At 63.2% G+C, this 7,734-nt stretch carries 8 protein-coding genes; all 8 read left to right on the forward strand.

Annotated elements, in window-relative coordinates; translation table 11 throughout:
• The first annotated feature begins 205 nt into the window (after positions 1-205).
• Positions 206-679, forward strand: coding sequence for a PTS sugar transporter subunit IIA (locus FYJ68_RS09470; RefSeq protein WP_154436050.1), 474 nt, complete (start codon positions 206-208; stop codon positions 677-679).
• 53 nt (positions 680-732) lie between these two features.
• Entirely contained in the window at positions 733-1,023 is a 291-nt protein-coding gene (locus tag FYJ68_RS09475; protein ID WP_154436051.1) for a PTS sugar transporter subunit IIB, read from the forward strand.
• A gap of 76 nt (positions 1,024-1,099) precedes the next feature.
• Positions 1,100-2,494 (forward strand): PTS galactitol transporter subunit IIC, encoded by a 1,395-nt coding sequence (locus FYJ68_RS09480; RefSeq protein ID WP_154436052.1) that lies wholly within the window; start codon positions 1,100-1,102, stop codon positions 2,492-2,494.
• 118 nt (positions 2,495-2,612) lie between these two features.
• Positions 2,613-3,281, forward strand: coding sequence for a class II aldolase/adducin family protein (locus FYJ68_RS09485; RefSeq protein ID WP_154436053.1), 669 nt, complete (start codon positions 2,613-2,615; stop codon positions 3,279-3,281).
• A 105-nt stretch (positions 3,282-3,386) separates the two neighbouring features.
• Positions 3,387-3,989, forward strand: coding sequence for a hypothetical protein (locus FYJ68_RS09490; protein ID WP_154436054.1), 603 nt, complete (start codon positions 3,387-3,389; stop codon positions 3,987-3,989).
• Between the two features lie 12 nt (positions 3,990-4,001).
• A complete protein-coding gene (locus FYJ68_RS09495) occupies positions 4,002-4,994 on the forward strand; it encodes a dihydroxyacetone kinase subunit DhaK (protein WP_154436055.1) in 993 nt (330 codons plus the stop codon).
• Positions 4,995-5,014: 20 nt separating this feature from the next.
• A complete protein-coding gene (locus FYJ68_RS09500; RefSeq protein WP_154436056.1) occupies positions 5,015-5,665 on the forward strand; it encodes a dihydroxyacetone kinase subunit L in 651 nt (216 codons plus the stop codon).
• 60 nt (positions 5,666-5,725) lie between these two features.
• Entirely contained in the window at positions 5,726-7,429 is a 1,704-nt protein-coding gene (locus tag FYJ68_RS09505) for a dihydroxyacetone kinase family protein (protein WP_154436057.1), read from the forward strand.
• Positions 7,430-7,734 lie beyond the last annotated feature (305 nt).

Here is a 7,734-nt window from a genome sequence, read left to right on the forward strand (position 1 = left end):
TGTATCTGTAATTAGGTCAGTTACCTGCTTAAACAAGTTAGAAGAAAATACTTCAAACATAGTGAAAGAAACTAAACAGATTACAAGTCTGCACGGTTTAGTGAAGCACCTTTCACTAGTGTGCAGAGTTTGTGCCCCATAGAATCTACATCGACATGAGGGATTGGGCCGCCTGACGGCCCCAGGAGCCTCGGGAGGAGGATAGATGCTAGGAAAAGAAATCATCATGCGCGAGCTCGCAGAGATCGACCTCGACGTCGATAACTACGAGCAGGTGTTTGACGTGATGGGGGCGCGCTTCCTCGAGAAGGGGTACGTGAACGACCAGTACCTCCCCACCATCAAGCAGCGTGAGGCGGAGTACCCCACGGCGCTTCCCGTGGACCCGTATCCCATCGCCATCCCGCACACCATGGCAACCGCCATCATCAAGCCCTTTATCGCACCGGTGCGGCTGCTGCACACGGTCCCCTGGGGGGACATGTCAGACCCGGACAACAAGTTCGACGTCAAGCTGGTCTGCATGCTTGGCTTCAAGGACCCGGGAGAGCACATCGAACTACTTCAGATTCTCATGCACAACTTCCAGAAGCCGGAGTGGGTCAACCCGCTGTTTGAGGCAAAGACCGTCGACGAGTTCTACGACGCCTTCGTGAAGATGGAATGGACCCACGACTAGCGGGCCACAAAGGTGCGGCCGTCGGTCGGCCGCAGGGGAGCAAGGAGGACATCATGCCAGTGAAGGTAATCGTCGCCTGTGGAAGCGGGGTCGCCACGTCCCAGACCGTGGCATCCAAGGTCAACCGCATGCTCGACAAGGACAAGATCGACGCTCACGTCGAGGCAGTGGACCTCAAGAGCGTCGACCGCTACCTCAAGGACGCGGCGGCCTACATCACCATCGTGCGCGACAAGAAGGAGTACGACCTGCCCGTCATCGACGGAATCGCGTTCCTCACGGGCGTCGGCCAGAAGCAGCAGTACGAGAAGCTGCTCAAGGCAATCAAGGAGTACAAGGGCTAGCCACAGGCGCTTGACCCCGGCACTTTGCCGGGATGCGAATGGAAGAAGTTCTCCCAAACAAGGAAGGTGAGAGTGTATGGACTTTGCTGCAGCGAGTCAGTGGATCAACGGATTCCTCAGCTCGGTGGGAGCGGCAGTCTTCGTGCCCATCATCATGATCATCATGGGCCTCATCGTGAGGATGAAGCCCAAGGATGCCATCTCCGCCGGCATCCTGCTCGGCGTCGCGTTTACCGGCATGTCGATGCTCATCAGCTATATGGGCAACATCATCCAGCCCGTGGGCGAGGCAATGCTCAAGAACCTCGGCATCGACCTGCCGATCCTGGACGGTGGCTGGACCACCATGGCGGCAATCGCCTGGTCGTGGCCCTACGCGATCCTCATGTTCCCTCTCATGATCATCGTTAACATCATCATGCTCGTTGGGAACAAGACCGATACCTTCAACGCCGACCTCTGGAACGTCTGGGGCAAGATCTTCACCGCCGTGGGCGTCGTCGGCCTCACCGGCAACGTCCTTCTCGCCTTCGTGATCGCCGCCATCCAGATCGTCTTCGAGCTCAAGACCGCCGACCTCTTCAAGGACGAGATCTACGAGCTCACCGGCATCCCCGGCGTCACCTGCACGCACAAGATGGTGTTCCTAAGCGCAATTTACTACCCCATCGATAAGCTCCTCCGCAAGATTCCTGCCCTCAACCACAAGGCAGACGCCGAGGCCCTGCACGACAAGATCGGCATCTTCGCCGAGAACCACGTTCTGGGCTTCATCCTGGGCTGCCTCTTTGGCCTGCTCGGCGGGTATGACCCCGGCGCTCTCCTCACGCTTGGCATCCAGTGCGCAATGTGCCTGACCCTCTTCCCGGTCATCTCCAAGTACTTCATGGAGGCCCTCTCGCCCATCTCCGAGGCCGTCTCCGACTACATGCACGGCAAGTTCGAGGGTCGTACCCTGGTCGTCGGCCTGGACTGGCCCTTCCTCGGAGGCTCCAACGAGATCTGGATCACGATCATCCTCAGTATCCCTCTTACCGTTCTCTATGCGTTCATCCTGCCTGACAACAAGATCCTGCCCTTTGCCGGCATCGTGAACATCGCCCTTGTCGTCCCCGCCTACCTGGTCACCAAGGGCAACCTGCCCCGCATGATCATCCTGAGCGTCATCGGCATCCCCATCTTCCTGCTCGTGGGAACCGCCTTCGCGCCGTTCGTCTCTCAGCTCGCCCTCTCCACGGGCGCCGTCGCCAAGGACGCCCTGGGTGCCTCCGGCCTCATCTCCAACTCCTCCATCGACGGCCCCTGGTTCACCTACGCCTTCTCGCAGTTCCTCGACTGCATGAACGGCAACTTCATCCCGCTCGGAATGCTCATCGTCTGGCTCGCCGGCTACTTCTACATGTATCGCGACATGAAGAAGGTCGCCGCCAAGAAGGCGGAGTCGGAGGCCACCGAGCCTGCCGCCGAGTAGAAGGCAACTGCACGTCTCCAACTACCGTCCCATCCCAACGGCACACGGTACTAACAGCTGAATGGCCGGTGGGCACCAACGAAGTCCGCCGGCCATTCTCAGAGAAAGGACAAGCTACATGCTTGAGGATCTTAAGCTTCAGGTCATGAACGTCGCCAAGCAGGCCCAGCGCGAGGGCATGTGCAAGCACAAGTCGGGCAACTTCTCCGCCCGCGACGAGGAGACGGGCCTCGTAGTCATCACTCCCACGAGCGTCGACCGCGAGGACCTGGTCGTCCCCGACATGGTGGTCATGGACCTCGACGCCAACGTGGTCGAGAACCAGACCGGTCTGCGCCCCACCTCCGAGTCGCTCATGCACCTCAAGATCTACCAGACCCGTCCCGACGTGAAGGCCATCGCCCACACGCACTCGCAGTTCGCGACCACCTTCGCCATCCTCGAGAAGCCCATCCCCGCGGTGGTGTACGAGCTGGCAAACCTCAACTGCTCCAAGGCACGCATCCCCGTCGCCCCCTACGGGCGTCCGGGCACTCCCGCGCTCGCCGACTCCGTGGTCGACCCCGTCAAGGAGGCCGACGTCTTCCTGCTCCAGGGCCACGGGTCTGTCGCAGTGGACGAGTCCAACATCGACGAGGCCTACCTCAAGGTCTGCTACATCGAGGAGCTCGCCGAGCTGTACTACCACGCCCTCACCGCCAACGGCGGCAAGGAGCCCAAGTCCTTCCCGCCCGAGGAGCTGCAGAGCTGGGAGTACCCCAAGGAGATCAAGTTTCCCAACAAGTAGCCATTCGGTTTGGTGAGACGTCCTTCCCCAGCCGCCCGTCCACGCCTCTTGTGCGGGGCGGGCGGTTCCTTGAGGGGGGCGCAAAGGTCGTGGGAGGTCGCGAGCGTGAGCAAGAAGAGGCAGAGGAAGGGTCGCACCCCGGGCCCCGGCAACGCGTCGAAGAGGAGACAGCAGGAGAGCAAGGAGTTCAGGCTCCCGCAGGTGAGCGAGACCAAGCATCCCAGGCCCGTCACGGTAGGGGAGCGCATCGCTACCATCTTCGAGCTCGTAGCGGTGTGCGTGGTGTGGTTCATCGTCGCCTTCCGTTTCTTCCCGAGCACCGAGCCGGTGGGTGCCTTCGCGATAGGTGCGGTGTACTTCCTGGGTGCCTTCTCCATGTACATGGTTCGCGCCGCCATTGAGTCGAGGCGCCGCTACGGCAAGGTCGACAAGAAGAGGCTCCTGTACTACAACCAGATGATCAAAGGCGACCAGAAGTGGTCCCTCTACATCGGCCTCTCGTTCTTTGCGCTGTCGATGCTGCTCCGTTGGCTGTTCCCCTCTCCCAACTTCAACATGGTCGGCATCGACATCGCGACCTCCTTCTACCTGGGCTACATTTGGACCGCAAAGTACAAGGGCGAGGAGTCGCTTCCCTTTGAGTACATGGAGACGACCTTCCTCCTGCTCACCGTGTTCACAAATTACATCGTGTACTTCCTTGGATGAGAGGAACAAGCCATGAAGAAGATCATCAACGCGCCCGAGGACTACGTCGACGAGATGCTGCAGGGGATCTATGCCTCGCACCCCGACCAGGTGAAGTGCGCGGCGGGTGACCTGCGCTGCTACTGCACCGCTCATAAGCACGATGGCAAGGTCGCCATCATCACCGGTGGCGGAACGGGGCACCTTCCGCTGTTCCTTGGGTACGTGGGTGACGGCCTGATCGACGGCTGCGGCGTGGGCGGGGTGTTCCAGTCTCCCTCCGCCGAGCAGATCTACAACATCACCAAGGAGGTCGAGGCGGGTGCCGGCGTCCTCTACCTCTATGGCAACTACACCGGGGACATCATGAACTTTGACATGGCCTCCGAGATGCTCGAGATGGACGACATCGAGTGCCGCTCCCTCGTTGGGGCGGACGACGTGCTCTCCAACAAGAATCCCGAGGCGCGCCGCGGCGTCGCGGGAATCTTCTTCATGTACAAGGCAGCCGGAGCAAAGGCCGACGAGGGTGGCACCCTGGACGAGGTGTACGCTGCCGCCAAGAAGGCGGGGGACAACGTGCGGACGGTCGGCTTTGCCCTCACGCCCTGCATCGTCCCCGAAGTGGGTCACGCAAACTTCGAGCTCAAGGACGACGAGATGGCCTTTGGCATGGGCATCCACGGCGAGCCGGGTGTATGGAACGGCCCCATCAAGACGGCGGACGAGCTGGCGGAGGAGTCGGTGGGCGAGATCCTGGCGGACATGCCCCTGGAGGAGGGCACTGAGGTCGCGCTCCTCATAAACGGCCTTGGTGCGACCTCTGTAGAGGAGCTCTACATCCTCAACAACTCGGTACGCAAGCAGCTTGACGCAAAGGGCGTGAAGGTCTGGCGCTCCTGGACCGGCGAGTACGCGACCTCCATGGAGATGGCCGGCGCCTCGATTTCGGTCTGCAGGGTCGACGACGAGCTCAAGGGCTACTTCGAGCATCCCGTCAACACCCCGTTCATCTGCCAGAAGTAGAGATAGCGAGGAGCTTGAGCATGGATAAGATGACGATTGGCGACGTGCCGGACATGTTCGACTGCGTCGCCCAGATCTTTGCCGAGAAGAAGGACGAGCTCTGCCAGATGGACGCCGCCATGGGTGACGGGGACCTGGGGCTCACAATGAGCAAGGGCTACGGGGCGCTCCCCGGCTTCCTGCGCGACCTCCAGGGCGAGGGTGACATCGGCAAGATGCTGTTCAAGGGCGCCATGAAGATGCAGAACACCGTTCCCTCCACGATGGGAACGCTCATGTCCTCCGGGGTGATGCAGGCGGGGAAGTCCCTCAAGGGCAAGGTGGAGCTTGAGCCCGCCGACATGGCGACGTTCGTCACCTCGTTTGCCGAGGGAATCAAGAAGCGCGGCAAGTGCGAGCTGGGTGACAGAACCATCCTGGATTCCGTTGACGCCGGGGCCGAGGCTGCACGCGAGGCAGTTGCGGATAATGCGGATGCCACGTTTACGGATGTCATGGCCGCGGCGGTCGACGGGGCAAAGAGGGGCGTCGAGGCGACGAAGGACATGGTTCCCAAATTCGGTAAGGCGGCGGTCCACGCAGCAAAGGCTAAGGGAGTTGCAGACCAGGGAGCAGTGGCTGGCCTGTATCTGCTGGAGGGGCTCGGCAGCTACTTCGCTGGAAGGGAATAGACATCACCGGGGTCGCCGCCTCAAGATGGGGCCCGACCCCCACATCAGTGGGAGGCAACCATGCTCTACAACGATCCCAAGAACTTCCGCGACGACATGCTCAAGGGCTACGTCGCCGCGTACCCCGACTATGTGACGCTCGTCCCCGGCGGCGTTGCCCGAGCGACCAAGATGCCCGAGGGTAAGGTCGCGGTCATCAATGGCGGAGGCTCCGGTCACTACCCGGCGTTCTGCGGCATCGTGGGGGATGGCTTCATGGACGCGACCGTGGTGGGCAACGTGTTCACGTCCCCCTCGACCGAGGATGTCCTGGGCGTGGCCAGGGCCGTCGACCAGGGCACGGGCATCTACATCGTGGGTGGCAACTACGCCGGCGACAAGATGAACTTCAACATGGCGCGCGACAGGCTCCGCTCCGAGGGCATCGACTGCCGCTCCTTCTACATCACCGACGATGTCGCATCCGCCAAGCCGGAGGAGCGCGAGAAGCGCCGCGGCAACGTGGGTACGTTCATGGTGTTCAAGGCCGCCGGTGCCGCTGCTGCGGCTGGCCTCGGCCTCGACGAGCTCGAGCGCGTTACGGCGAAGGCAAACGACCGCACTAGGACCGTGTCCGTCGGGTTCCGCGGCTGCACCCTGCCCGGCGAAGGCGAGCCCCTGTTCCATGTCCCCAAGGGCAGGATGGAGGTCGGCCAGGGCATCCACGGAGAGCCCGGCGTCGGGGAGGACGACGTGAGGCCCGCCGCCGAGGTCGCGGAGCTGCTGGTCGACAGGGTCCTCGCCGAGGCACCGGACGACGACTCCAAGCGCATCGCCGTGATCCTGGACGGCCTGGGCTCCACCAAGTACGAGGAGCTCTTTGTGGTGTGGGGCACCGTGAGGGAGCTTCTGGAGGAGAGGGGCTACACGCTGGTGAGCCCGCTCGTGGGGGAGTACGTGACCTCGCTCGACATTGAGGGCATCGCCCTTGCGGTCGAGTTCCTGGACGACGAGCTCGAGGGGTACTGGCTCGCGCCGTGCGACACCGCCTCGTTCCGGAGGGGGCAGGGCTCCATGGCCAGGGGCGAGCGCAGGGTGTACGCACGCGCCGAGGAGGCTGCCGAGAGCTTCGAGGCGGGCTCCGACGCCTCGCGCGGGCTCGCCGGGCAGCTCGTTGGCGCCTTTGACCGCGTCCGCGACGCCATAGCGGCCGCCGAGGACGAGCTTGCGAGGATTGACGGCGTCGCGGGTGACGGCGACCACGGCCGCGGCATGGTGAAGGGCACCGAGGCTGCCGCCTCCGCCGCGAGGAGGGCATACGACCTGGGGGCCGCGGCCGGCTCCGTCCTCGACGAGGCGGGAAAGGCCTGGGCTGCCAAGGCCGGCGGCACCTCCGGCGTGCTCTGGGGAGCCGCGCTCGAGGCCGCGGGCTCCGTCGTGGGCGACCACGCCGACTCGTACGACGCCGGCACCGCCGCGAGGGCGGCCGACGCCGCTGCACGCAGGATGGGGGAGCTCGGCGGCGCCCACCGCGGCGACAAGACGATGCTCGACGCGCTAATCCCCTTCTCGGAGGAGCTCGGGAGGCAGGCCGCGGCCGGTGCCGGCTTCCGTGACGCCTGGTCCTCCGCGGCCTCGGTGGCGCGGGAGGCGGCGGAGGCGACCAAGGACCTCGTCCCCAAGGTCGGGCGCGCCCGCCCCGCCGCCGAGCGCAGCCTCGGCACGCCGGACGCCGGTGCCGTCTCCATGGCGCTGTGCATGAGGGCTGCCCTCCCGGAGGAGTAGGATCCAGTTTCCGACCCGTCGGGCTTCATGCCGGCGGGTCGGCCTCTCTCTTCTTGGGGGGAACGCCCTTCTCCCCATGGGGATGTGTTCTATGATTCCTGGGACATGGTTGATGCGCTGCGAGGGGAGACCACATGAGTGACGACGCGGCAAAGCGCCTGAGCGGGGAGCTGTATGATGATAGCGCTAGCTTAGGTTTCACCAGATTGACCAACACGCGCCCCAATCCGACCAGCGCGAATGCGCCAGCCAAACCAGCGTAGTTTCACCACTTTCACCAACTAGGCTCAGCCCCGAACCGACGA

This window comes from Olsenella porci (genome assembly GCF_009695875.1).
GTDB classification, from domain to species: domain Bacteria; phylum Actinomycetota; class Coriobacteriia; order Coriobacteriales; family Atopobiaceae; genus Olsenella_H; species Olsenella_H porci.